Below are 22,925 nucleotides of genomic sequence, written 5' to 3'. Positions count from 1 at the left end.
CCCTGTAAATATCAACCGTTGACCCAGCCTATGGTATTGCTGTGGGTTTACTAAATCGAAATTATAATTTAGAGTATCAATTTAAAATAAGTTCAATCGTCCATAGGAAACCAGTCACATCCACGGTGACAAAAAGAAATCTTTTTATAGTATACACTTATATGTTGAAAAGAGAAAGCTCACGCCCATCTTTAACGTCAGTTCATCAGCGTCAAGGCTGCGCGGAAAGGGAAAATACATGTCCACGTATTCTGGCGATTATACGGCTTTAGACAGGTCCGAAGTACTGCAGAATCTCTTCCACCCCCGGAAAACAATCGGCCCCCGGGCAAACACGGCAACCTTCAAAGAGATATTGATCCCCGTCGATGGCAACCTTGGTATCGGCGCATGTTTTCATACCGCCCATCCAACTGGTCCAATCATCCTGTTTTTCCACGGCAATGGTGAAGTCGCCCCGGACTACGATGATATCGGCCCGTTATTTAACCGTCTGGGCATCAATTTCATCGTCGCAGACTACCGGGGCTACGGCTGCTCCGGCGGCAGCCCGTCGGTATCGGCCATGATGGCGGACTGTCATGGTGTCTTCGATTTTGTCATAAACTGGCAAAGGGAAAACGGCTTCAATGGCCCGCGAATTGTCATGGGGCGTTCGCTTGGCAGTGCGTCCGCGTTGGAACTAGCCGCGGCTCATGCTGACCGAATCGACGGGCTGGTGGTTGAAAGCGGATTTGCCTGGGCTGGACCGCTGCTGCGGTTGTTGGGTGTGAATCCGGACCGCATTGGATTCGATGAATCCAAAGGGTTTGCCAATGTGGACAAAATCGGCAAGGTGGGAAAACCAACGGTAATCATCCACGCCGAGTTCGACCACATCATCCCCTTTAGTGACGGTCAGGCATTGTTTGACGCCAGCGCTGCCGTCGATAAAGTGCTGGTCAAGATTCCGGGGGCCAATCATAACGATATTTTCATGCGTGGCCTGGATCGATATCTGGAAACGATTGCCAGTCTGGCCGAGAAGCTCTCTTGAGCCTAGCGTTACAACACTATGGTTGAAATTTCCAATCGCGCAGCAAGCCCGAGCGAAGGATGACCGCCCGGGCTTGCTGACGTCCGTTGTCCCTCTCAATCAGAGGATATGGTTTCCTTCACCTGCAAACTCTCCAAGCGAATGGCTGCCGCCTGGCTTACATCGGGATCTTCATCTTTCTCCGCGATTTGCTGGAGCAGCTTGATGTCCTTGAGTCGCTCAATGGCCCGTTTGCGAACCTCAGGATTGGAGTTTTGCCAGCGGGGGACAAAGATATCGGAGAATTTCATCTGACACCTCCTTGGGGGGTGTTTAGCCTCCCTCGTGCCCTCCATCAATGCCCATTGGCCCTCTATTATGGAGATGCACGACGTCTATAGGGTTACGGGAGTCATGGCGTTTTTTCAGCGCCGTTTCTTTCCACCGACCTTTTCCGACCGCAGGCGAACTGCATCACCGAAAGGTCAGCGTGACAAATATGGTGACGTTCCCCTCCCGGAATGCATATTTGCTTTCCGGGAGCCGGGTAGGCATCCTTTGATAATTCTTTTCATCTTGGACGTCCTTGAACAAATCACTGTCAACCACAGACGAAGGGTCACACGCAAAATAGAGTAGGCAGTATAGGCAGCGTTTTGAAGTTGCTTGGCGTAAAATTCACAGAAGGGTTATTTTATTTTAAATATAAAAATTTTATAGAGATATAAAGCGTGTGTCAAGTGTTGTTTTGAGCAAATCGACCATAATTGTGGACCGGTAACCGTTAGATGTGTTGCCCCAAATAGTTGTCCGCCAGCGCCCGATATTCATCGGGCGCGTGCTCAATCCTTTTCAGCATCGTCTGACTTAGCTCTCTCTTTACAATCGCCGGCGATCCGGCAACCAGCTGGCGCGGTCCGACATGGGCGCCTTCGCGCACGACTGAGCCGGCGGCCACTACCGATCGTGTTTTTATATGCGCACCGTTGAGCACAATGGCACCGATGCCGATCAACGCGCCAGCCTCGATCGTGCAGCCATGGACAACGGCATTGTGACCAATGGTGACATTATTTCCAATCTGAGCCGGCATGCCGGCATCCGTATGGATAGTGCAGTTATCCTGAATGTTGCTATTGGCACCAATTACAATCGGTGCCATATCCCCTCTCAAAACGGCATTGAACCAGATGCTGGCTCCATCACCAACCGTGACGTCACCGATTAAAACCGCAGTGGGTGCAATAAACACATTTTTGCCGATAACGATTTAAAGTCCTTGCGAAAAATAATACAATCAGGTTAGTATGAGACCTTGTTAATGATGCACCACTGAGCAATAAGGCCAATACAAAACAATGCCAACAGACACTGCATCACCATCTTCTCTTTTGACTACCAGAAACGCTCACCTGGCTGATCTTGATTGTATCGTCCTCGGTCTGGATGACAGGGGACAAATCACTTTTCTCAACCCTTTTGGCTTACATTTTTTCGGCTATCAGCAGCCTGAAATCATTGGATCAACAGCTTTGGACACACTCTTTCCGGAAAATGCGCATTGTCATTTGAATGTGTTGAATCCATCCGCAAATACCAGCCAGCAGACAAAAAAGGATGCTCATCAGTTGTTCGAATGCCGCCGTAAAAACGGCAAGCCGGTATGGATTGTCTGGTCAAGCCATGCAGTTGATGATGCCAATAAAAAAACAACATCCCATTTATGTATCGGTCATGACATAACCCAGTACGTCATTAATGCGACCAAGCTCGAAAGAGAAAAGAGCCGATTGGGAACTCTGATCCAATTGCAACAGAAGCAATTGCAAAAAATCAAGGCGCATCTTCAGGAAGAAAAAAACGCCCATGAGAATAACAAAAAAAAGATAGCCAAAAATCAGGACCGCTATCAGCTCTTCTCAGAGGTGACAACCGAGGGAATCCTATTCCATGAAAATGGGATTGCCCTTGAAGTCAACGAGGCTTTTGCAGCCATGGTTGATTGCCCCCGCAAAAAAATCATCGGTCTGGATGTGGTCCGTTATTTTGTTGCGCCACGAAACAATCATCAGGTGAAACAAAAAATGGTCTATAGCGAAGATCAGGTTTATGAAGCAACCGTGTGCTCGACCACAGGCCGAACCTTTCCCGTTGAATTGCGATCAAGACCAGGCAAACTGGGCGGGCGCCCCTGTCGAGTCGCCTGTGTGAGAGATATCAGCCACCGAAAAAAAGCTGAACGCCAAATGATCCAATCCCAGAAAATGGAGGCCATCGGCACCCTTGCCAGTGGTATCGCTCATGATTTTAACAATATGCTGGCGGGCATCCAGGGCAATGTCGAGGTTATTCGTCATCAACTCTCCCCCGACAGCCCGCATCATAAGGGGCTGGATCTGGTCAGTCAGATCGTTGAACGCGGCACCCGGCTTTCGGGTCAAATTTTAGGCTATGCCCGGGGAGGTCAGTCAGAATTAACTGAAATCAATCTCAATCAGCTGGTTGAAGACACGCTTGATATATTCGGTTTCACCAACCGACCGGTCAGCGTTCAAACCTACCTTTGTGCTGAAACCCCTTCAATCCGGGGGGACCGGTCACAGATTGAGCAAGTTGTTTTAAATCTGATGATCAACGCTTTACATGCCATGCCCATGGGTGGCGAAATGACCATCGAAACCAAGCCTACGATTCTCACCAGTGATATCCAACGACCATACGAGATCATTCCCGGCAATTATGCCATGCTAATTGTCGACGACACGGGTCACGGAATGGATGAGGAAACCCGGAAAAATATCTTCGAGCCTTTTTTTACGACAAAAAAAATGGGTCTGGGTACCGGTTTAGGGTTGGCCTCCACCTATGGAATCATTAAAAATCACAACGGGTATATCGATGTTACCAGTCAGCTGGAGATGGGCACAAGATTCAGCGTACTGCTACCCGCCTGTCCGGAGACAAAAAAAACCACACCGGAGGATGCAAGGGCTATGGATAAAGGCAAGCAGACGATCTTGATGGTCGATGACGAAACTGATTTTCTTCTTTTGGGTCAGCAAATATTGAACTTATTGGGGTACCACCCCATCACGGCAGAAAATTGCAATGATGCATTGGTGCAATTCAAACAATCGTCGGATAAAATAGCGTTGGTGATTATGGACATGATCATGCCTGATGGTGATGTTCATGAAACGATTCAGCGCCTTCGTGAAATGAAACCCAATATTCGCATTTTGCTCTCCAGTGGGCACAGCCAAGATGGAGAGATCGGCCGCAAGTTGATGCCGCATTGTCAAGGATTTATCCAAAAGCCTTTTCGCCTGGCATCAATTTCTCAAAAGATAAAAGAAATGCTAGGAACCACCGAGAATGAAAATCAATGAAATCGGTGGCGAATTTGCCCTCATCGACCGTCTGTCTCACCGATCCGCCACTTCCCATCCCAATATGGTCATGGGAATCGGTGACGATGCTGCAGTCATCAACAAGGTTTTCTCTAATGGTGATTATCTGTTGGTTACCACGGATATGCTGGTAGAGAAGAGTCACTTCCGTTGTGATTGGGCATCAGCAGAACAAATCGGTGTAAAATCGGTAGCCTGTAATGCCAGCGATATTGCGGCCATGGGCGGAATTCCCACCTTCATGTTCGTATCCCTTGCCCTGACGCCAGACACCGAGGTGGAGTGGGCCGAAGCGCTCTACCAGGGAATGAGCCAGGCCTGCCGTCGCTATGATATCACGATTGCCGGTGGAGACACCACCCACGGCCGGATGATCACCATCAGCATTACCCTGCTGGGCCGCGTATCACCACAAAACCTTTGTTTGCGGAGCCATGCGAGGCCCGGAGAGGTATTATGCGTCACCGGCCCCTTGGGTGGCAGCGCTGCAGGTCTGGCCATGTTATTGGCGGGTTTAACTCCTCCTGATTATTTAAAAAGCAAGCATCTGGCCCCCCAATGCCGATTGGACCTGTCACCACGCATCGCTCCAGAAGCCAGCGCCATGATCGATATCAGTGACGGTCTGGCTGCCGATGTCAACCATATTTGTGACCAAAGTGGAACCGGCGTTGAAATAACGCTGACCGATATTCCCCTTCACCCGTCGGTGATTGGTGCGGCCCACACGATGGGAAAAGATCCTTATGCCTTCGCACTTTCCGGAGGAGAAGATTTTGAATTGCTGTTTTCTGTCAGTTTAGCGGGCAAAAACAAACTGGAAGAAAAAGGAGTATCATTGATCCCGGTAGGCAGGGTTACCGAAGCCGCAGCCGGGCGCATGCTCAAGCTTCCCGACGGCCAAAAGCGCACGCTTTCCGGTGGGTACAACCATTTTAGCTAAAAAGAAACGTGTGGATCCCGTTCTTGAACCCGCCCGCCTTACCCGATACTTCGCATATGTGGAAAAGGCTATCGGCCAGACAATTTTTCCATCAGCCTGCTGGTGTCACCACGATCCATATCGTCCAGGGCAAATTCAAGCGCCAATTCTGCCAGTACGGATTTATTGTCGATGGCCACACCGTCAAGTTTAAGCTGATGAAACTTACGGTTGAATCGATCGAGTATGGTTTCGTTTAGGTAAAAGCCTACTTTTTTCTTGGGCGCCGTTGGTTTGGCCGACGACACCTTGCCCGTTGCCAGGGAGACCGGATCCAGCGGATTGTCATTAAAAAAATCGGGGATTGGTTTGTTGTCTGATTCCGTCATCAATCAACCTCTTGGCCAGCTTGCGGTAATCTTTCGCACCGGTGGCGCTACCAGCAAATTCAAAAATGCTCAACCCCTCAACCGGTGCCTCGGCCAATCTTACATTATGATGGATTGGCGCACATATCTGTTTGCGAAATAGGCGGTTGAGACGATTATAGATATCATGGCTTTGACGGGTGCGGCGATCAAACATGGTTGGGAGGATATACCGTAATCGCAGGGATTGATTGAGCTGCTGTACCGACACCAGATAACCGAAGAAGGTTTTCAATCCCTCCAGTGCAGGTCCCTGGAGCGCCACCGGGCAAAGCACCTCGGTGGCCGCCATGAGGATATTAACGCTCAATACGTCCCAACCCGGCGCACAATCAAAAATCAGGTAGTCCAGACCGTCATTTTTAGGGATCAGGCTTCGCCCCAAAACGGCATGACGCTGGTCACGGGGCTGTTCACCGAGCCAGTTTTTCAATTCCACCAGCTTGATCCCGCCAGCCAGCACCCAAAGGTTTTTCCGCGCCGCACAAATGGCTTCCTTCTTCAGGATCTTTTTTCCATTGCCATCATGACCGGTAATGAATTCATAGAGCCCATGGGGCGGTGATACCCCAAGGAAGGTTGTCGTCTGAGCCTGGGTATCGCAATCCACCAACAGCACGCGTTTTCCCGCCAGGGCCAACCCATGGGCCAGGTTTACGGCTGTGGTGGTCTTTCCCACACCGCCTTTGGCCATCGCCACCGCAATCTTTCGCATACCCCTTTCCCACTTTCGATCCGTCGGCAAAAAGGCCGATGGGCTAAAACGTTTCAGGCAAATAGCGGTATTGCGCTTCGATGTCAGGATAAACGACCTTTGATATCAAACGCGTAATGGATGTGGACAGCAGGTAGCGCAAAAGGGTTAATTTTTTTTCACGGGGATACACCGGTACCACATCGCCATCAATACCACCCATCATGCCAGCCCATTCAAGCGCATCTTCAAAGTTTCCCAATCGGTCCACCAGCCCTCTTTTTTTGGCATCCTCACCGGTAAACACGCGTCCGTCGGCAGACGCCTCCACTAGTACACGATCCATTTTTCGGCCTTCGGCAATGGCGGTGATAAATTGCTGATGAATGCCGCTGACAATTGACTGCAGGAGTTCCTGCTCATCGTCGCGCATTTGCCGGGTGGGTGAACCGGTATCCTTGTAGGGACCACTTTTGATGACCACAGGGACCATGCCAATTTTGTCCAGCAACTGCTTAAAGTTGGTATAGGCCATGATAACGCCGATGCTTCCGGTAATCGTACCCGGATTGGCCACAATACCATCGGCTGCACAGGCAATGTAGTATCCACCGGATGCTGCAACGGCACCCATGGACACCACGACTTTTTTTTTCTCAGTGGTTTTGCGAATTTCTCGGTATATTTCCTGTGAAGGCCCCACAGCCCCGCCAGGAGAGTTAATGCGAATGACAATGGCTTTGATATCATCGTCTTCACGGAAATGCCTTATATTTTCGATGGTTTCACGGGCGCTGGCGATGGCACCGTCGATCTCGATCACCCCAACCGCTTCACCCTGATAATCATCGGTTGAGCGGCTCATCCACATGGCCATGCCCATCACCCCAATGGCGAACACGGTAAAAATCGAAAAGGAAGTCAGGAGAAAAAATAAGTATGGATGTCGTCTGGCAAACATGACGGGTTCCTTAGATAGTGTCCATCCAGAAATATGAAAATTTGGTTGAGATCAAGGCGCGAAGAAAAATTTAACCACAGGCATATAGTTGATATTCCGAGGATTAAATTTTTCGCGCAACGCCGATATCGGGCAAACTGGCCATTTCTGGATGGGCACTAGATAGAAAATGCCGGCGGGCCTCTTTACAGGCCAATCCGCCGGCATTCATGGGTTCTTCGTCTAGTGGGGGTCGCTATTCCTCGCTATTCAGCTTTTCCTGCAAGTTCTCGCGAAGGATTTCACCGAAACTGGACGTTGCCGGCCCCATATTGTTTACATACTCACTGAGCAATTCCTGGTCATCTTCCATGTCGAGTCGTTTAATCGACAATCCGATGCGGCGCTCGTCGCTGTTGATGTTCATCACTTTGGCGGTCAACATCTGGCCCATTTCAAACTGGCCCACCGGCGTTTTAATTTTTTCCTTGCTGATTTCGGAAACGTGCACCAAGCCTTCGATACCCTCTTCCAATTCAACAAAGACACCAAAATCGGTTACATTGGTCACCGTGCCGGTAATTTCCTTGCCGACTTCGTAACGCTCGGCAACCGTATCCCACGGATCCGTCTGGAGCTGTTTCACGCCCAGTGAAAAACGCTCCTGATCCTTGTCGATCTCAAGTACGATGGCCTGTATCAAATCACCCTTCTTGTAGATTTCAGAGGGATGTTTGATGCGTTTGGTCCATGAAATATCGGAAATGTGGACCAGGCCGTCGATGCCTTCGTCTATACCGATAAAAAGACCGAAATCGGTAATATTCTTGATTTTCCCCTCAATGGTGGTCCCCACGGGATATTTGTCACTGATCACATCCCACGGATTGGGCGCGGCTTGTTTCATGCCCAACGAAATCCGTCGGTTTTCAGGTTTGATATCAAGCACAACGGCATCCACGATTTCCCCCACCGAAACCACTTTGGAGGGATGACGGATTTTCCGTGTCCAAGACATTTCTGACACGTGGATAAGGCCTTCAATTCCTTCTTCCAACTCGACAAACGCACCGTAATCGGTAAGGCTGACCACTTTGCCACTGATACGGGAACCCACAGGGTATTTTTCAACCGCGCTGGCCCATGGATCTTCGGTCAGTTGTTTCATTCCCAAAGACACACGCTCACGCTCCAGATCCAGACTGAGAATCTTGACTTCAATTTCATCCCCTACACTGAACAGCTCAGAGGGGTGTTTGACCCGTCCCCAGGAAATATCGGTGATGTGCAGCAACCCATCAACACCGCCCAGATCGACAAACACGCCGTACTCGGTAAGATTCTTGACAATCCCCGGTACCACTTTTCCTTCGTGGATGGATGCCAGAGTCTTGGCACGTTTTTCCTCGCGCTCTTCTTCCAGCAAGACCCGCCGTGAAAGGACGATGTTACTCCGTTTACGGTTGTACTTAAGAATTTTGAATTCGAATTCCTTGCCAACCATCTCGTCCAGGTTGCGGATGGGCCGCAGATCCGCCTGGGATCCCGGCAAAAACGCCTGCACACCGATATCCACGGAAAAACCACCTTTAACACGACTGGTGATGGTTCCGGTGATCGTCTCGTCGGCTTCATGCCGTTTTTTGATGTCGTCCCATACCTTGACCTTTTCGGCTTTTTCCTTGGAGAGCACGACGACTTCATTTTCATCGTCCCACCATTCCACCATCACTTCGACGGTGTCGCCGACCTCGGCCTTGATCACACCATCCTCTTCAAACTCACGGATGCGAATCTGCCCCTCGGATTTATATCCGATGTCCACCAGGACATGGTCTTTATCCACGGAAATGATTTTTCCGTTGACGACCTCTCCTTCGGCAAAACGCTTGAAACTCTCTTCATAGAGATCCATGAGTTCGGCCATGCTCTCGCCGGTCACGCTGTCTTTCTCGATCTGTTCTTCTTCGGTTGATTCGTTGTCTAAAAAGTTGTCCATGGACTGATCATTACCCCCTTAGGCCTCATTTTATTTACTGCAAATAATATCATATGCAGTATAGCCTAAGGATCATACAGAAACGATAGATAAAATGCAATGATTTATTTGGATTCAGATCATCGCCGCTTAATCAAACCTTATTTTCCTACGTGCAACCACAGCACGATTCGGTTTTGCGGCCAATCGCCTAACACTTGGACGAGCAGGTCAATTGATGGACATGGGTCAACATCCGCTCAAGCACCTGATCAGCCGGCAGGCGGGTCGAGTCGATGATGATGGCATCGCGTGCGGGTCGCAGGGGGGCAATATCCCGGTTGCTGTCATTTTCATCCCGCCGGCGAATGTCCGTTTCGATGTCTTCAATACTCTGTTCGTTGTTATCTTCAGCATACTGGGCATGACGGCGCAGCGCCCGCTGGCGAATCGAGGCATCAAGAAAAAACTTGAGATCCGCCTCGGGAAAAACCACCGTTCCCATATCTCGCCCTTCGGCCACCAGCCCCTTGCGTTGCCCCATTTTCCGCTGAATGCCAAGCAACGCCTTTCTTACCGGCAAACGCGCCGATGCGGCGGATGCCAGCATCGTGATTTCCGGTGTTCGAATACGGCTCGAAATATCGACCCCATCCAATAACAATCGATCCTCGACAAACTCAATCTGAAGGTCGGCGCACACCTTGGCCAGTGCTTGATCATCGTCTGCATTGATGTCCTGCTGCCGAATCGCATAGGCGACAGCGCGATACAACGCGCCGGTATCCAGGTACCGATATTTCAAATCCCTGGCCAGCATCTTGCTGAGCGTGGTTTTACCGGCACCGGCAGGGCCGTCGATGGTAATCAACAATTGTTGGGCAGATGGCATTGGTTTTTCCCTTTTCTGGACGGACACGTTTTATGCTTTGTCTGGGAAAAGAACCGCTTCCAGGGCCTTTAGAAAACGTTGGTTTTCCCCTTCCAGCCCGACGTTTACGCGAATATAGGTTGGAAATCCATAGGCTTTCATGGATCTGACGATCACCCCGTGATGCAGCATTTTTTCAAAGACGGTCTGGGCCGGCTGGCCAACGTCAATGAGAAAAAAATTGGTTTGGGTATTATAATAGGTTAGCCCCAAACGGTCCAGACCGGCATACAACGCATCCAGCCCACGGTGCACCAGATCAAGGGTCTGGTTCAAAAAATCGGCATCGTCCAGCGCAGCAATGGCCGCCGCCTGAGCCAGGGCATTGACGTTAAACGGCTGCCGAACCCGGTGGAGCATCTCGGCCAGCATGGCCGGCATGATGCCGTAGCCTACTCGCAAACCGGCGAGGCCATAAACTTTGGAAAACGTCCGTAAGGTCACCAGTGGACGATCCAAATCGGCCGACCGACCGGTTTTAAGGCATTCGGGGTCTCGGGCGAACTCGATATAGGCCTCATCCACCACCACCACCACATGCTCGGGCATGCGCGCCATAAAACGATCGAACGCGGTCTGGGAAACAATGGTACCGGTTGGATTATTCGGATTGCAGATAAACACCAGCCGGGTTGTATCGTCGACGCATGCGGCCATGGCATCCAGATCCATGGCCATGTCTTTCAACGGCACGGCATCGATCACCGCCCCGGCAGCTTTGGCCGAAATGTTGTACATCAAAAAGGACGGACGGGGAATCACCACGCGATCACCAGGCTGCACCAGGGCACGAATCAACAGGGCAATGATATCGTCCGACCCATTGCCGATGACAATGTTTTCTGTGGGTATTCCATTGAACTCGGCAATCCGGTGGACCAACCGGTGGCCGGCACCGTCGGGATAGCGATGCAATGCCGTCAAGCTTTTCTGGATGGCAACAAGGGCCATGGGACTCGGCCCCAAGGGGTTTTCGTTGGATGCCAGCTTGACTGAATCGCTAATACCGTACTCGCGCTCCAGTTCTTCCAGCGGTTTTCCGGGAACATAGGACTCAATCGACTGAATATAATCGGGAATACTAAATTTCATACGTTTTTACCGGTCGAATAAAAGTGCCGGGCGAGTAGCCCGGCAGTGTTGTTTTTATTGGGACACTGGGTCATTTTTTGGATAGGCACTATTTGGCGGCCGCATTGGCGCCGGCGTCCACAGCCTTCATGTTCAGGGGGATCAGCTTGGGTTTATTGCTGAATTCTTCCTTGATGCAGTTGCGCAAGGTTTCCATGGAGACCAGCTTGCTGCGGGCGACAAAGGCTGCCAGGGCCACAATGTTGGCTGCTCGCATATTGCCCACCGACTTGGCAATTTCCATCACGGGGACATTGAACTCGTCCACATCATCCCGGCCTGATGCAAAATTGATCAACGAACTGTTGACGAAGATGATGCCGCCCTTTTTCACTGTGGGCGCAAATTTCTCCAGGGAGGGGCCGTTCATGGCCACCAGGTGCAGCGGGTTTTTGATGATGGGTGAACCAATCGGGCGGTCGGCGATCACCACCGTACAATAAGCCGTGCCCCCGCGCATCTCCGGGCCATAGGATGGGACCCAGGCCACTTCATAGCCTTCTTCCATGGCCGCATGGGCCAGAATCTTGCCGATCAACAGGATGCCCTGGCCACCAAAGCCGGCAAACTTGATTTCGCTTTGCATGAAGCCTCCTTTATTCCGGTACCTTCTTGTCGCCGAGTTGGTAGTAGGGCAACAGCGTTTTTTCGGTCCATTCCACCGCTTCGATGGGTGTCATGCCCCAGTTGGTCGGACAGGTGCTGACCACTTCCACCAGGCTGAAACACTTGTTTTCCATCTGGTATTCGAAAGCCCTGCGTATCGCCTTCTTGGCCTTCATGATATACTTGGGTTTGATCACCGTCTGTCGTGTGATGTATCCGGGCGTCTGCAGGGCGGCCAGCAGTTCGGCCATCTTAATGGGCATGCCCACCTGATCCACCTGGCGGCCGAAGGGGCTGGTGGTCGTGCGCTGATCCGGCATAGTGGTCGGTGCCATCTGACCGCCGGTCATGCCGTAAATGGCGTTGTTGACAAAAATCGTAGTGAACTTCTCACCGCGATTGGCCGCGTGAATGATCTCACCCATGCCGATACTGGCCAAATCCCCGTCCCCCTGGTAAGTAAACACCATCAGGTCGGGACGTACGCGTTTAATGCCCGTGGCCATGGCCGGCGCACGGCCATGGGCCGCCTCCTGAAAGTCGCAGTCAAAATAATTGTAGGCCAGCACCGCGCACCCCACCGGGGCAATGCCCACCGTCCGTCCTCTTATACCCAGCTCATCAATGGTTTCAGCCACCAGGCGGTGAATCACGCCGTGGGTGCAGCCCGGACAATAATGCGTGTGGGCGTCGGTGAGCACCTCCGGTTTCTTGAATGTCTTTCCCATAGGTCCGCCTCCTTTCAGGCAATCCGTTCCTTGACCACGCCAATGATCTCTTCGGGCGTGGGCACTTCACCACCGCATTTACCGTACCAGCTCACCGGCTTGCGACCCAGTACGCTCAGCTTCACGTCATCCACCATCTGGCCCATACTCATTTCAATGCTCACCACGTGCGTACACGACGCTTTGGCCGCGGCATCACCCACGGCCTTTTCGGGAAACGGAAACAGGGTCTGGGGCCGGATCATGCCAACCTCGATGCCTTCTTCCTTGAGCATGTCAATGGCCGTGCGGCACACCCGGCTCATGGTGCCGTAGCTGACAATCAGACACTGATAATCGCCATCAATATTGTACGCCTCATAGCGTACCTCCTCTTCGCGCATGCGATCGTACTTGGCCTTGAGCATCAGGTTCTGGTCGTTGAGTACAGTCGGATCCAGAAACAGGGACTTGACCAGGTTGCGGGTCTTGCTGCCCCGATGGTCCATGCCACTTGACGCCCAGTCATCCTTGTTGGACGGCTCGGTCTTCAGATCATCGGAAAATTCCACCGGCTCCATCATCTGTCCGATCAGCCCGTCTCCTAAAATCATCACCGGGTTACGGTATTTCTCAGCCAGGGGGAAGGCACGCATGACCATCTCCACTACTTCCTGAACGCTGGCCGGTGCCATCACCAACATGCGGCAGTCGCCATGGCCGATGCCCCGGGTGGCCTGAAAATAGTCCCCCTGGGAGGGCAGGATGCCGCCCAATCCCGGGCCGCCACGCATGATGTTGACAAATACCGCCGGGCACTGGGCCCCGCACAGATAGCTGATCGCCTCGCTCATCAGGCTGATTCCCGGACTCGACGAGGTGGTGAACACCCGCGCACCCGCACCGGAAGCGCCAAAGAGCATATACCCCACGGCCACCTCGCTCTCGCCCTGTAAAAACACGCCGCCCACTTCGGGCATGCGCCGCGCCAGATATTCGGCCACTTCGGACTGTGGGGTGATCGGATAAGCGAAATAGTTCAGGCAGCCGGCCCGAATAGCCGCCTCGCCAATGGCTTCGTTGCCTTTCATCAGTACTTTTGCCATGATCTCTCCTTCACTGACGCGGGTCAGGCGTCAGAATCCTCTGTCTCGGTGATCGTGATGGCCACATCCGGACACATGATACAGCACATGGTGCAATAGATGCAATCTTCCGGCCGCGCCTGGTAGGCAGGGAAATAGCCCTTGGCGTTGACGTCCGGAGAGATCTCCAATACGTTTTTGGGACAGACAGCGACGCACAGGCCGCAGCCCTTACAGCGGTCTCTGTCGATAGTGTGTTGAAATGCCATAGGTCGATTTGCTCCTTTGATTTGAAATCTCAAATTTCAAATTTGAAATCCAGTGGCCCGCCAGCGGGCCACTGGCTAAACCGTCTGCCCAAATGGTTCCGCCCGTTTCCAGGGGGGGACCATCTGCCGTTTAAGCACCAGAATGGGACACTGGATATCGTTTTTGGGCAATTGGGTCAACAATGCCGACGGTGCGGTAATGAACTCAAGGGGTATCTTTCCCGCATCGGCCACCTGATTACAAAATTCATAGCCCGCCATCACCACGTCAACGGTGGTTTCTTCCATAAGATTGGCATTGCCCACAATGCCCGTGATTGACATTTTGGCTTTGGCTTCGATCTCTTGCCGAATCTTCAGACAGCCGGCCACGGTATCTGTGTAAGGTCGGTTGGGGTTGATCACCTGCAGTACCCTGGCTGACTTTCCCTGCAATGCATCAGCCAACGCGGCCAGGACCGTGGCCCCCACATCATCCCCGCCCACATCCAAAAGGGTCAAGCCGGTGGGATGACGGAGCATCCCCGATACCTCAGGGGTTAAAATGGGCAGATCGGCGTGCATGTATTTTGCCGGCGGTAAGACCACATCAATGCCCAACATTTTTAAGATTTCACGTGATTCACGGCTTCTGAAATAAGGATTGACCAGATCCAGGTCCGCCAGCCGGACGGGTGTCCCGCGCTCGTTCATGCAGACGGCAAGATTAACGGAAACTTCTGTCTTTCCACTGCCATAGGCGCCGACAAGAATAACGATACCATCAAGTTCTAGTTCCAAAAGCCAATCAATCCTTCGTCATATGTTGAACAGCGCCGGCCGGCAAATGGCTTAACCAGACCAGAAATAAGGGGTGGTGCGGCCTGTTTCGGTAAGATGTTAATGAGTTGGTTTACATATTTATAAAATAGTACGCTGTCAAGGAATTTACAAGGCAGGCCTGCTTTAACCTTTTACAGCCCAGGATGCTGTGTTATTAACCGAAATAAGGAGGAAATCATTATCATGACCCAGGTAACCACCGGTCTTGAGGCATTGCTGCACGCACCGTTGTCATCTTTACACAATCAACGACTGGGCCTGTTATGCAATCCGGCGTCCGTTGATAGCCAATTGGTCCATGCACGGTTTCGCATTGATCAGCGCCTGCCCGGTCAACTCAAAGCGCTCTATGCGCCGCAGCACGGGTTTTATGCCGAAAAGCAGGACAACATGATCGAATCCGCCGACCGCATCGATCCTGCAACCGGCCTGCCGGTTTTTTCCCTTTATGGAGATACGCGTATTCCCACGGATCCAATGCTGGAACCTATTGATATCCTGTTGGTAGACCTTCAGGATGTGGGCACACGGGTTTATACGTTTATTTATACGCTTTCCTATTGCATGGAGGCAGCAAGGCGAAATGGAAAGAAAGTCGTCGTCCTTGACCGTCCCAATCCGGTGGGCGGGAATCTTGTGGAGGGCAACCTGCTGCAAAGGGATTGTTCATCTTTTGTCGGCCGCTACCCCATCCCCATGCGACACGGTCTGACCATTGGCGAGCTGGCAATTTTATTCAACACTGAGTTTGGTATCGGATGCGACCTTGAGGTGGTTGCCATGCAGGGATGGAAAAGAGAGATGCGGTTTGGTCAGACAGGCCTTCCCTGGGTCGCCCCGTCACCCAATCTTCCCACGGCCATGTCGGCTCTGGTTTATCCGGGGCAGGTCATCTGGGAAGGGACAAACGTTTCAGAAGGCCGGGGGACCACCCAGCCGTTCGAGCTTTTTGGTGCCCCTTTTATCGATCCCTATCTATTGCTGGAAAAACTCGACCCGGCCCTTTTGGCCGGATGCGTATTGCGCCCAGTCGAGTTTGAACCCACATCCAATAAATGGGCCTGCCGATCCTGCAAAGGGTTCCAGATTCATGTCACCGAGCCCGAGCGCTATGCGTCCTATCCGCTTTCATTGGGATTGTATCAGGCCATGTTTCATCTATACCCGGATCAATTTGCCTATAAGCAGCCACCTTACGAATACGAATACAAACGCTTGCCCATGGACTTGATCCTTGGCGATCAATCCGTTCGTCAACGCATCGAGTCCCAAACAGCGGTCACGGATTTGGTTTCCAGCTGGCAATCCTCGCTTGGCGCTTACCAGCAAATGATTCGCTCGGTAATGCTTTATAATTAGATACTATCCTGAAAACTGGCTTCCAGTTCAAGGTAAACGGCTAACGGCTAAAAGCTAATCGCTCACCTTGGGGTACCTATTTTACCAGCCTTAACACGTGGGTTTCCTGCAATTTTGCCCACATGGCACGAACGATGACCATGGTTGGATCGGCATCGTCCGCATCATTTTCGTCAATCGCCTCCAGACAGGCATTGAGCAGTGGATCATTGCCGCTCCACAGGCGAAAATCTTTAGCGATTTGAAGCCCAACGACTTTATTGATCAGATTCAACTCTTCGGTTGTCATCGCCCCCAGTCGGGTGCGATCCAAAAGCGGCAAATCAGCCAGAAGCATGCTGACCGCCTCTTCAATGGTTAACGGCACTTCGGTATTCATCGGTTTTGGAAACATGATCATCCTACTTTCGGTACGCCAATTCATCATTCATCTTCGACACATTGACTATATCGGATGAAATCGACGAACCTTGAACTTGAGCGTGAACGTCAACGTATTGGTGAACAATCCGGTCCTGGTCAATCCGGGCAAAAAGCCGGTTGTTTTAAACCGGCCGAGGAGTCTATCGATTGTATCAATGGATGTCAAATACAAGTTCGGTTTTTGGTGGGTGTCGGCAAGGAAGGCAGTCAGAGACAAAAGCCCCGACAGGGCGAGCCTATCGGGGCGGTATTTTCAATGTCGAGGCGGATCCTGATTTATTTGTCAGATTTCAGGGTTTCGATTTCTTTTTTGAGATCGTCAATTTCTTGTTTGTACTTATCGTTGTCGTCATCGGCGGCGCTGTCATCAGCAGAAGTGTCATCCTTTTTCCAGGAATCTTTAAGCTCATCGAAGCCCAGATAAAGCGCAAGGCCACCACCGAGCAACAGCATCACCGGAATCGCGCCAGCCAGAAGCTGAAGGAATTCACCAAACCATACCGACAGGCCGATCAGGCCGAGAACTGCTGCCACTGCTCCACCAATTAACGTTTTCATAAAGAATCATCCTCCTTCATAACCTTATTGAGTTAGACAGATAAAAATGGCTTCATCGGCCCATCCGTGCACGTGACGCCCTGATGGTTCGACGTGTTGAACCTTCTTCAATACTTCCTCCAGCATTTGCCGGGAGATATGCGTTTTTTTTGATATTAAGGGATTTCAGTTAGATAGCAATTGTGGTGACGCTATCAAGTTCTATGGCAATAACATAGAAGCCTTGGCAGCGCAAGCATATTTTTGCTGCTGAATATGGCATTGCAAAGGGTCAAGGCATCTGTTATTTTTCCAAAATATTATCAATGACCGCTGTATTGGAATCTAACATTCTCAAATCATGAACAATCAAAAAAAACAAACGGTTTATCCAACCACGCCTGCGATTCGACGCTGGATCGAAGGGCTTTTAAAAAATTCCCGTGATCACTATTTCTGTTTTCTGCCCATGCTTACCGGAAAGCTGTCCACGCTCTTTCTAAAACGCCTGTTCTCAGGGGTGTTTATGGGTGAAGAACAGGCGGATGTTGTCAAGACCATTCCCCGGTCGGCAATCATCATCTATACCACAAAATACAAAAGCCGTTTCAAATATCTCTTCGCCCATACCCGTTACCAACAGCGACGACTGCCGGTACCGCAACTGGCCTTCGACTATGAGATTTATTGCTGGCAATCCGTGTCCCGACTCTTTCGTATCATGCTGGCTTATCTGGACGAATTGATCCGGCGGCGACGGGTCCTCAATCCTTACCGCAGTGATTACTACCAGCGTGCGCTTTTACAAACAGGATGCGGTTTTCTCTCTCTGGTTGAGAAAAAAGGGTTTTATCGCCGATTTGTCAAAGAGCGGATCGACCCCCTGGTGTATCTAATTGAAATGCAAGATAAAATTGATCGTCCCATTTATTTGGTACCGCAATTGATGTTTTTCAGCAAAAAACCGCTACCGGCGTTGCCCAGCCTGATTGATTCCCTTTTTGGTACCTCACAGCGTCCGGGAACACTCAGAAAAATCGTCACGCTCTTTCGCCATCCGGGGAAAATATTCGTCGAGCTCTCCCATCCACTCAATTTGCAACAATGGCTGAGTCAGCGTCCAGATGACAATCCGGATGTCAACCATCTGGCCCTTCAACTCAGGCGCCAGCTGTTGCTACAACACAATCGACACCGGCAAAGTATCACCGGTCCCATTATAAAATCCAACGAAGAACTCAAAGAGGCTATTCTGACCAGTGATCGAATCCGTCCCTTTATCAAAAAACATGCGGCGTCGCGTCAGGAACCCATCCAAAAAATAAGAAAAAAAGCCGACGATTATCTGGATGAAATTGCCGCCCGCTACAGTCCGGGAATGATCCATCTTATGTCCTACGGTGTCGGTTGGATCACGAACTCCATGTTCGACGGTGCCGTCATCGATAAAGCCGGCCTGGCCCGGGTAAAGGCCATGTCGCAAAAAGGTCCGTTAATTCTCATTCCTTGTCATAAGAGTCATATCGATTACCTGATCCTGTCTTACGTTCTTTACCATCACAACATGCCCTGCCCCCATATCGCTGCCGGGAAAAATCTTTCTTTCTGGCCCTTGGGCCCCATTTTTCGTGCCGGCGGGGCTTTTTTTCTGCGGCGCACGTTCAGGGGCGCGGTGCTCTATTCGCGGGTTTTTTCCGCGTATATCTACAAGTTGCTTGAAGAAGGATTCAATATCGAGCTGTTTATCGAAGGCGGCAGAAGCCGGACGGGCAAACTGCTCATGCCCAAGCTGGGCCTGATTTCCATATTGCTGGATGCTTACCGCAACGGGGCATGTGAAGACATGATCTTCGTTCCCGTGTATATCGGTTATGACCGGATTATCGAGGAACATGCCTATATTCATGAGGTCGAAGGAGGCAAAAAGGAGGATGAGAATCTCAGCCAGGTCATTCGTGCACGTCGTTTCCTGAAAAAACGGTATGGCAAAATTTACATCAACTTCAGCGACCCGATTTCCACACGCGAGTTGATCGAAGGCAATGGCGATACCTTGGACAGCATGTCGCAAAAAGAAATCAACGCCCTGTGCCGTAACTTGGGCTGGCGAATCATCAATGCCATTGACCGGCAAACCGTCGTCACGCCACCGGGCCTCGTGGCTGCCGCCATTTTGAACATGGCCCGCTCACGATTTACCGATAAGGAACTCAAGGAGACGGTCGGCACCTATCTGAAGTTTGCCTATAGCCAGAATGCCAAGCTGGCCGATACCATCGTTCTCAACGCGGATGCAGCCCTGGACACGGCCATCGATCATTATCTGACCCGTAAATTGATTGAAAAAGCCCCGGGCGATAAGGACCTGCCCGAGCACCAGCCGGATTACATGGTCAATCCGGCCAAACGCAGCCTGTTGGAATTTTACAAGAACAACAGCATTTCCTATTTTGTTCCTGCCGCCTTTACGGCATTGGCCATCCTGAAAAAAGACGCCTTTCAGTTCAGTGCCACGGATCTACACAACGAATACGCGTTTTTCCAGGATTTTTTCAAATATGAATTCGCCTTTAATCTGGAACGTTCCCCCGTCCAGTTTGTGAGAAAAACCATCAAGGCCTTTATCGACGATGCCATGCTGATGCCCCACCCGACCATCCCCGACAACTATCAGATCACCTCCTCAGGCTATCGAAAGCTAAAAATGTTTGCCGCTTTTTTAAAACCCTATTTTGAATCCTACCGGGTGGTACTCCAGTTTTACCGTAGCAATCGCAAAGAGATACCCGACGCCAAGGACAAACTGAAAAAAATTCAGCAACTCGGTATGCAAATGGTAAAAAACAAGGAGATCGACCTGATTGAATCCGTGTCCAAAATCAATTACGCCAATGGTCTGAGTTATTTTTCCACCAATGGCATCAAAGACCATTCGGATGAGGCCCGCATCGCCCACTTTGACACCCTTATCCAGAATTATTTGAATCGATTGAGCCCATGAAGGCGCTAATTCTGGCTGCCGGGTTCGGGACCCGGCTGGCCCCGTATACAAACCACCTGCCCAAAGCCCTGTTCCCACTGGCGGGCATTCCGGTCCTGGCTCGCATGATGGCCAACCTGAAACGGGCCGGCTGTACAGGCATCGCTGTCAATGCGCACCACCTGGCCGACCAGATCCAGGCCTTTCTGGATGATCATGCGGTTGGGATTCCCATTACCCTCAGCCACGAGCACGAGATTCTGGGCACCGGTGGTGCCATTCGCCGGCTGGCCTCCTATTGGGATGGGAAGCCGTTCATGGTGGTCAATGCCGATATTGTCACCGACATTGACCTGGCCCGTGTTTATCAGGTTCATTTGGCCAATCCGGCATCGGTGACCCTGGTTCTTCATGATCGGCCGCCATTCAATCAAGTCTGGGTCGACGATACCCGGCGCATCGTCGGCTTCGCACGGTTCTGTGATGGTGCCGAGCCTAACGGTGCGCTGCAACTGGCATTCACCGGCATTCACATCATCGATGCCGATGTTCTCGATTGGATACCCGCTTCCGGATTCTGTGACATCATCGCCGTCTATCGCCAGATGATTGACAAGGGCATCCCCATTCATGCCCACGTGGCCAAGCACCATTACTGGCAGGACATGGGCACCCCGGAGCGATTCCGGGATGCCGTCGTGGATATCATGGCCCCCCAGGCGTTTCAATCCGCGTTCCCCGGATATTCAACCGATAATATAAGGCGGCGCCCCTTAAGTGGTGACGGAAGCGACCGCCGCTGGTTTCGCCTGACCAGCGATCGCCACCATTTGATTCTGGCCGATCACGGCATCACCCCGACGCCTGAGGGCAGCGAGGTCAACGCCTTCATTCATATCGGCAAGCATCTTTTTCAATGTGGGCTTCCCGTGCCACGTATTGTTGCCCATGATGAATTCAGCGGCTTGGTTTTCCTGGAAGATTTAGGGGACTGCCATCTGCAGCGGATTGTTTCCCGGGACAGTCATGACGACCATGTTCGAGACCTTTACAGACAGGTCATCGATACCTTATTGAATATCACCATACAGGCCGCCGCCGGTTTCAACCCGGACTGGACCTGCCAAAGCCGGGCCTATGATACACAGCTGATCATTGAAAAAGAGTGCCGCTATTTCGTGGACGCGTTTTTAAACGGTTACCTGAATCTGGATGTAAAATTCGAGGATCTGGCCACCGAGTTTGATCGTCTGGCCCGGCGCACCGTCGCCCACGCCGTCCAGGGATTGATTCACCGTGATTTTCAATCGCGCAATATCATGGTCCATGATGGACGCCACTACCTGATCGATTTTCAGGGTGCGCGATCCGGTCCGATCCAGTATGACCTGGCATCACTGTTAATCGACCCCTACGTGGCCCTGAGCGATCATCTCAGACAGGATCTACTCACCTATGCAACCCAGCAGGCAGCGGTGCGGCTTCATTGTGCCTCAGACCGGTTTATCCGCGGGTATCGCTATTGTGCAGTCACACGAAATCTTCAGATGCTGGGCGCTTTTGGATTCTTGAGCCGCGTAAAAGGGAAAAACGATTTCGAAGCATGGATTCCTGCCGCATCCGCCATGCTGGCTGGCCATATTCGCCTTGCCGATGAAAACGCCTTTCCCCGCCTTTTTGCCATGGCCCGGAGAATTGGGAAAAGCGAACGGCATCCATCCTAAGCCTTTAAGCATCAGGCCCACGCGCAAGGGCCAACAATCGAAACAATAAGGAGTGAAACGCATGCAAACGCTACCCATCATGATCAACGGTCTTCCAGGAAATGTCACCAGCACGATCACCGCTCACGCCTTGAAAGATCCCCGCGTCAAGGTGTTGCCCTATTCTCTCACCGGACCGGAAATTGAGGCCACCCAGCACACGGTCAACGACACTGTTTTTGAGTTGATCACGCCTTCCAATCGAGAAGCGCGGATAAACGCGCTCATCGATCAATATGAACATTTCATCAGTGTTGACTTCACCCATCCAACGGCGGTCAACGATAATGCCGAGTTTTACTGCCGCCACGGCCTGCCGTTCGTCATGGGGACCACCGGCGGTGATCGCGAAGAACTCAATCGAACGGTCAGCGCATCTTCCACCTGTGCCGTTATTGCGCCTAACATGGCCAAACAAATTGTTGGGTTTCAGGCCATGCTGGAATATGCGGCGACCGAGTTCAACACCCTTTTCAGCGGCTACAGCCTGACCGTAAAGGAAAGCCATCAAGCCGGCAAGGCGGATACCAGTGGAACGGCCAAGGCTGTGGTTGGCTGCTTTAACCGCATGGGCGTTGATTTTTCACCGGACCAGATCCAGATGGAGCGTGATCCTGATGTTCAAACGAAACAGTGGGGTATTCCCACGGACTATCTGTCCGGGCATGGATGGCATACCTACCGCTTGACATCTCCGGATCAGACCGTGGTCTTTGAATTCAAGCATAATGTCAACGGCCGCGATATTTATGCCGGCGGGACATTGGATGCCACGCTTTTCCTGAACCAAAAATTGACCGCCGGCGAGCATGGCAAGGTTTACTCGATGATTGATGTGCTGAAAGGATAACCCCTTGCGAATGGGTATAACGGGTAAAAAAAGTTCCTTATTTTATAAATCAATGGTAAAGTTGATAAAAAAGCA

At 51.4% G+C, this 22,925-nt stretch carries 22 protein-coding genes and 1 pseudogene; 7 read left to right on the top strand and 16 right to left on the bottom strand.

Going from position 1 to position 22,925, the window contains the following annotated elements:
* The first annotated feature begins 238 nt into the window (after positions 1-238).
* On the top strand, positions 239-1,036 hold the full coding sequence (locus Dvar_RS16490; RefSeq protein WP_419662781.1) for an alpha/beta hydrolase: 798 nt from the start codon (positions 239-241) through the stop codon (positions 1,034-1,036).
* 95 nt (positions 1,037-1,131) lie between these two features.
* On the opposite strand, the gene Dvar_RS16485 is transcribed toward Dvar_RS16490, so the two are convergent.
* The 3 genes and pseudogenes from Dvar_RS16485 to Dvar_RS16475 form a co-directional block, all read right to left on the bottom strand.
* Positions 1,132-1,326, bottom strand: coding sequence for a hypothetical protein (locus Dvar_RS16485; protein ID WP_419662780.1), 195 nt, complete (start codon positions 1,324-1,326; stop codon positions 1,132-1,134).
* A gap of 473 nt (positions 1,327-1,799) precedes the next feature.
* Positions 1,800-2,177 carry a gamma carbonic anhydrase family protein gene (locus Dvar_RS16480; RefSeq protein WP_419662779.1) on the bottom strand — a complete coding sequence of 126 codons (378 nt, stop codon included), beginning with the start codon at positions 2,175-2,177 and terminating at the stop codon, positions 1,800-1,802.
* A gap of 15 nt (positions 2,178-2,192) precedes the next feature.
* A pseudogene (locus tag Dvar_RS16475) lies at positions 2,193-2,279 on the bottom strand (gamma carbonic anhydrase family protein); the annotation flags it as partial.
* A gap of 94 nt (positions 2,280-2,373) precedes the next feature.
* Here Dvar_RS16475 and Dvar_RS16470 point away from each other — a divergent pair.
* Together Dvar_RS16470 and thiL are read left to right on the top strand one after the other, a co-directional pair.
* Positions 2,374-4,404, top strand: coding sequence for a PAS domain S-box protein (locus Dvar_RS16470; protein WP_419662778.1), 2,031 nt, complete (start codon positions 2,374-2,376; stop codon positions 4,402-4,404).
* A complete protein-coding gene (gene thiL, locus Dvar_RS16465; protein ID WP_419662777.1) occupies positions 4,391-5,368 on the top strand; it encodes a thiamine-phosphate kinase in 978 nt (325 codons plus the stop codon). The genes Dvar_RS16470 and thiL overlap by 14 nt, the downstream gene beginning before the upstream one ends.
* A 68-nt stretch (positions 5,369-5,436) precedes the next feature.
* Here the strand turns inward: thiL and Dvar_RS16460 are convergent, their stop codons facing one another.
* The 11 genes from Dvar_RS16460 to Dvar_RS16410 form a co-directional block, all read right to left on the bottom strand.
* Complete coding sequence (locus Dvar_RS16460; protein ID WP_419662776.1) at positions 5,437-5,736, bottom strand: hypothetical protein; 300 nt, start codon at positions 5,734-5,736, stop codon at positions 5,437-5,439.
* On the bottom strand, positions 5,696-6,490 hold the full coding sequence (locus tag Dvar_RS16455) for a ParA family protein (RefSeq protein WP_419662775.1): 795 nt from the start codon (positions 6,488-6,490) through the stop codon (positions 5,696-5,698). The genes Dvar_RS16460 and Dvar_RS16455 overlap by 41 nt, the downstream gene beginning before the upstream one ends.
* A 43-nt stretch (positions 6,491-6,533) precedes the next feature.
* Positions 6,534-7,430 (bottom strand): signal peptide peptidase SppA, encoded by an 897-nt coding sequence (sppA, locus tag Dvar_RS16450; protein WP_419662774.1) that lies wholly within the window; start codon positions 7,428-7,430, stop codon positions 6,534-6,536.
* A gap of 235 nt (positions 7,431-7,665) precedes the next feature.
* Positions 7,666-9,408, bottom strand: coding sequence for a 30S ribosomal protein S1 (locus Dvar_RS16445; protein WP_419662773.1), 1,743 nt, complete (start codon positions 9,406-9,408; stop codon positions 7,666-7,668).
* A gap of 190 nt (positions 9,409-9,598) precedes the next feature.
* Positions 9,599-10,279 (bottom strand): (d)CMP kinase, encoded by a 681-nt coding sequence (gene cmk / locus Dvar_RS16440; RefSeq protein ID WP_419662772.1) that lies wholly within the window; start codon positions 10,277-10,279, stop codon positions 9,599-9,601.
* A gap of 30 nt (positions 10,280-10,309) precedes the next feature.
* Positions 10,310-11,410, bottom strand: coding sequence for a histidinol-phosphate transaminase (gene hisC, locus Dvar_RS16435; RefSeq protein ID WP_419662771.1), 1,101 nt, complete (start codon positions 11,408-11,410; stop codon positions 10,310-10,312).
* 88 nt (positions 11,411-11,498) lie between these two features.
* On the bottom strand, positions 11,499-12,035 hold the full coding sequence (locus Dvar_RS16430) for a 2-oxoacid:acceptor oxidoreductase family protein (RefSeq protein ID WP_419662770.1): 537 nt from the start codon (positions 12,033-12,035) through the stop codon (positions 11,499-11,501).
* Positions 12,036-12,045: 10 nt separating this feature from the next.
* Positions 12,046-12,783, bottom strand: a complete 738-nt coding sequence (locus tag Dvar_RS16425; RefSeq protein ID WP_419662769.1) for a thiamine pyrophosphate-dependent enzyme — start codon at positions 12,781-12,783, stop codon at positions 12,046-12,048.
* 14 nt (positions 12,784-12,797) lie between these two features.
* Positions 12,798-13,868 carry a 3-methyl-2-oxobutanoate dehydrogenase subunit VorB gene (gene vorB, locus Dvar_RS16420; RefSeq protein ID WP_419662768.1) on the bottom strand — a complete coding sequence of 357 codons (1,071 nt, stop codon included), beginning with the start codon at positions 13,866-13,868 and terminating at the stop codon, positions 12,798-12,800.
* A 23-nt stretch (positions 13,869-13,891) separates the two neighbouring features.
* On the bottom strand, positions 13,892-14,116 hold the full coding sequence (locus tag Dvar_RS16415) for a 4Fe-4S dicluster domain-containing protein (RefSeq protein WP_419662767.1): 225 nt from the start codon (positions 14,114-14,116) through the stop codon (positions 13,892-13,894).
* A gap of 75 nt (positions 14,117-14,191) precedes the next feature.
* The gene (locus Dvar_RS16410; protein ID WP_419662766.1) at positions 14,192-14,896 is read right to left on the bottom strand and encodes a cobalamin biosynthesis protein CbiA; all 705 of its coding nucleotides are present in this window, start codon (positions 14,894-14,896) and stop codon (positions 14,192-14,194) included.
* A gap of 225 nt (positions 14,897-15,121) precedes the next feature.
* On the opposite strand from Dvar_RS16410, the gene Dvar_RS16405 reads away from it, so the two are divergent.
* Positions 15,122-16,297, top strand: coding sequence for an exo-beta-N-acetylmuramidase NamZ domain-containing protein (locus Dvar_RS16405; protein ID WP_419662765.1), 1,176 nt, complete (start codon positions 15,122-15,124; stop codon positions 16,295-16,297).
* A 76-nt stretch (positions 16,298-16,373) separates the two neighbouring features.
* On the opposite strand, the gene Dvar_RS16400 is transcribed toward Dvar_RS16405, so the two are convergent.
* Both Dvar_RS16400 and Dvar_RS16395 read right to left on the bottom strand, forming a co-directional pair.
* Positions 16,374-16,691, bottom strand: a complete 318-nt coding sequence (locus Dvar_RS16400) for a hypothetical protein (RefSeq protein ID WP_419662764.1) — start codon at positions 16,689-16,691, stop codon at positions 16,374-16,376.
* Positions 16,692-16,996: 305 nt separating this feature from the next.
* Positions 16,997-17,278, bottom strand: a complete 282-nt coding sequence (locus tag Dvar_RS16395) for a hypothetical protein (protein ID WP_419662763.1) — start codon at positions 17,276-17,278, stop codon at positions 16,997-16,999.
* Between the two features lie 340 nt (positions 17,279-17,618).
* Between Dvar_RS16395 and Dvar_RS16390 the strand changes: the two genes are divergently transcribed.
* From Dvar_RS16390 to dapB, 3 genes are all read left to right on the top strand, one after another.
* Complete coding sequence (locus Dvar_RS16390) at positions 17,619-20,258, top strand: 1-acyl-sn-glycerol-3-phosphate acyltransferase (protein ID WP_419662762.1); 2,640 nt, start codon at positions 17,619-17,621, stop codon at positions 20,256-20,258.
* Positions 20,255-21,961, top strand: coding sequence for a phosphotransferase (locus Dvar_RS16385; protein WP_419662761.1), 1,707 nt, complete (start codon positions 20,255-20,257; stop codon positions 21,959-21,961). The genes Dvar_RS16390 and Dvar_RS16385 overlap by 4 nt, the downstream gene beginning before the upstream one ends.
* A 61-nt stretch (positions 21,962-22,022) precedes the next feature.
* The gene (gene dapB, locus Dvar_RS16380) at positions 22,023-22,850 is read left to right on the top strand and encodes a dihydrodipicolinate reductase (RefSeq protein WP_419662760.1); all 828 of its coding nucleotides are present in this window, start codon (positions 22,023-22,025) and stop codon (positions 22,848-22,850) included.
* Positions 22,851-22,925 lie beyond the last annotated feature (75 nt).

Source organism: Desulfosarcina variabilis str. Montpellier (assembly GCF_048565275.1).
GTDB lineage: Bacteria > Desulfobacterota > Desulfobacteria > Desulfobacterales > Desulfosarcinaceae > Desulfosarcina > Desulfosarcina variabilis.
This window is presented reverse-complemented; position numbering and strand designations above follow the sequence as displayed.